General features: G+C 65.4%; 2 protein-coding genes. One reads left to right on the top strand and one right to left on the bottom strand.

The window, feature by feature from the left end:
- Window positions 1-864: efflux RND transporter periplasmic adaptor subunit (locus ACI38Z_RS05655; RefSeq protein WP_439789220.1), on the top strand; the 864-nt coding region annotated here is incomplete at its 5' end.
- Between the two features lie 387 nt (window positions 865-1251).
- On the opposite strand, the gene ACI38Z_RS05650 is transcribed toward ACI38Z_RS05655, so the two are convergent.
- Window positions 1252-2627 (bottom strand): CapA family protein (locus ACI38Z_RS05650; RefSeq protein ID WP_439789219.1); only part of this gene is annotated, 1376 nt, incomplete at its 5' end.

Below are 2627 nucleotides of genomic sequence, written 5' to 3'. Positions count from 1 at the left end.
GACAAGTCGAAGTACAACGACCTCACGAAGCAGCTGCAGACCGACACCGACAAGGCCAGCGAGTGCCAGGCGAAAGTCGACAGCGCCAAGTCCGCCCTCGACTCCGCCAACCAGAACCTGACCACCCTGAAGCAGACCTCCGACAAGGCCGCGGCACAGGAGCAGAAGCTCACCGTGACCGCGCCCTTCTCGGGCACCGTCAGCAACGTCAGCGACTCCGCCACGCAGGGCGGCGCAGTCACCAGCGCCACGCAGCTGTGCACCGTGTCCGACACCTCCGAGCTCATCCTGGTCATGAGCGTCCCCGCCAACCAGATAAACCAAGTGACCGAGGAGCGTGAGGTGCGCCTGAGCTTCCCGGACAACCCCGACGTGCAAGCCACCGGCAAGATAACGAAAATCGGCAGCAACGCCACGCAGAACGGCACCGAGGCCACCTACCCCGTGACCATCACCATCGAGGACCCCGACAGCTCGCTGACCACGGGCACCGCGGTGAACGCCTCCATCGTGCTGCAATCGATTCCCAACAGCCTGATCGTGCCCATCGAGGCGGTGCAGAAGAACTCCGATGGAAGCACGTACCTGGACGTCCTGCTGGACCCCTCGCGCGGCATCGACACGAAGGTGGAGGTCACGGTCAAGGCCACATCTTCCACGCAGGCCGCCGTGGAGTCCCCCAACATCCAGTCCGACACGAAGGTCATCATTCCCTCCAGCTCGGACGACTCCAGCTCGGACTCCAGCAAGACGTCAAGCGACGACTCCAGCTCCACGACCGGCGACGCGTCGACCGACGCCAGCGCCTCGACCGACGCCAGCGCCTCGACCGACGCCAGCGCCTCCACCTCCACCAGCGAGTAGCTGGCAAGAAGAACAAACCGCTTCGAGCCATCGCGGCCAGAGGCATCAAAAGGGCGACCACCTCGTTTGGGGTGGCCGCCCTTCTTGTGCCATGGCGCTTGCTCTCTGCGCCTCCAGCCTCAGCCTCTAGCCTCAGCCTCCAGCCTCTAGCCTCTAGCCTCCAGCCTCTAGCTAATACAACCCCCGGTGGAGCAGCCACCCGACGCGGAGTGCAGCCTCTCGACGCGAAGAGTAGCTGCCCGCCGCGAGGCACAACCGCCCGACGCAGCCTCCAACCTTCGCACAAAGGAGGGCGACCGCCCCATCGGAGCGGCCGCCCTCTACTTAGCGAAGTCTTGATGTCGTAAGGGGCACCTTCAGGGACGCCTTCGTCGGACCCCCCATCTCCTACCCCAGCGACACCGTGTAGGCGCCAGCGGACTCGTCGTAGGTCAGGTCGGACAAGGTGGAGTCCAGGTAGCTCTTGACGTACGTCGGGGTCAGGTACGTGTCCCAGCCCTTCTGGGCCAGCTGCTGCGTGTAGTCCGATAGCTTGTACACGCCGTAGGAGGTGCCGTTGGCCCGGTGCGTGACGACGGGTACCAGTGAGGCGGCGGCGACGGAGCACGTGCCGTCGGTGTCCTTGTGCAGCGTCACCTTCGCGATGCCGCCGATGAGCGCTGCGGTGCTCTTCGACGCGCTGACGTAGTTGCCCACCGAGTAGTAGCACACGGTCTTGTGGCCGCTGGAGTTCGTGATGACCTCCACGGGCTGCACCACGTGCGGGTGGTCGCCGATGACCACGTCCACGCCCTCGTCGGCAAACAGCTGGGCGTAGGTGGACTGCTCGCTGGAGATCTCGGTGCTGTACTCGGTCCCCCAGTGCGGGCAGGCCACAATCATGTCGGCCCCCGCGTCCTTTGCCGCCTGGACGTCGGCCTTCACCTTGTCCTCGCTCAGCGTGGCCACGTAGGACGAGTCGGTCGACTTGCTGACCGTGGTGTCGGTGCCATACGTGTAGTTCAGGATAGCGACCTTGAAGCCGTCCTTCTCGTATATGTAGACGTTGCTCACGCGGTCGGTGCCGGCGGTGCCCTCGGGATCGGCCACGCCCAGCACCTGTAGGTTGGGCTCGTTCTTTGCCCAGTTGGTCAGCTCGTCGTGCAGGCCGTCGTAGCCCAGGTCCAGGGCGTAGTTGCTGGCCTTCAGCACCACGTCGATGCCGGCGTTGGCCTCGGCCGTGGCCAGTGTGTCGGGCGCGTTGTAGGGCACGCCGCTGCCATAGCCGTACGTCTGGCCCGCGATCGCGGACTCCTGGTCCACCAACGCCACGTCGGCCGAGCTGATGTCGGAAGACGTGTCGGAGAACAGGCTCGAGAAGTCGTAGGTCCCCGACGTGGTCTGGGCGGCGGTGATTACCGTGCTCTGCGTCACCATGTCGCCCACCATGGACAGGTTGATATCGACAGCAGAGGCCTGCGTGGTCGAGCCGTCGGACGAGTCGTTCTGGTCGCTGGCCTGCTCCTCCTCCTGCACGATCTCGTTGTGCAGCGGGCTCGTGGCTCCGGGAAGCAGCGTCGGAATCACGCCCGCCAGGTACACCACCAGGCCGGCGGCAACCGCAATGCCAGCGACTACCATGAACAGGGTGGGCAGGAACTCGTCGTGGTGCTCCCGGCGGTAGTGCTGCGCCGCGTTCGCGCGGGAGTACTCGGCCACCGAGCTCTCGACGCGCTCCTCCTCGATGTCGCGGCGCTCCTCCTCGTCCTCGTAGGGCTCGTAGA

Source organism: Parafannyhessea sp., assembly GCF_051876455.1.
Taxonomy (GTDB): Bacteria; Actinomycetota; Coriobacteriia; order Coriobacteriales; family Atopobiaceae; genus Parafannyhessea.
This window is presented reverse-complemented; position numbering and strand designations above follow the sequence as displayed.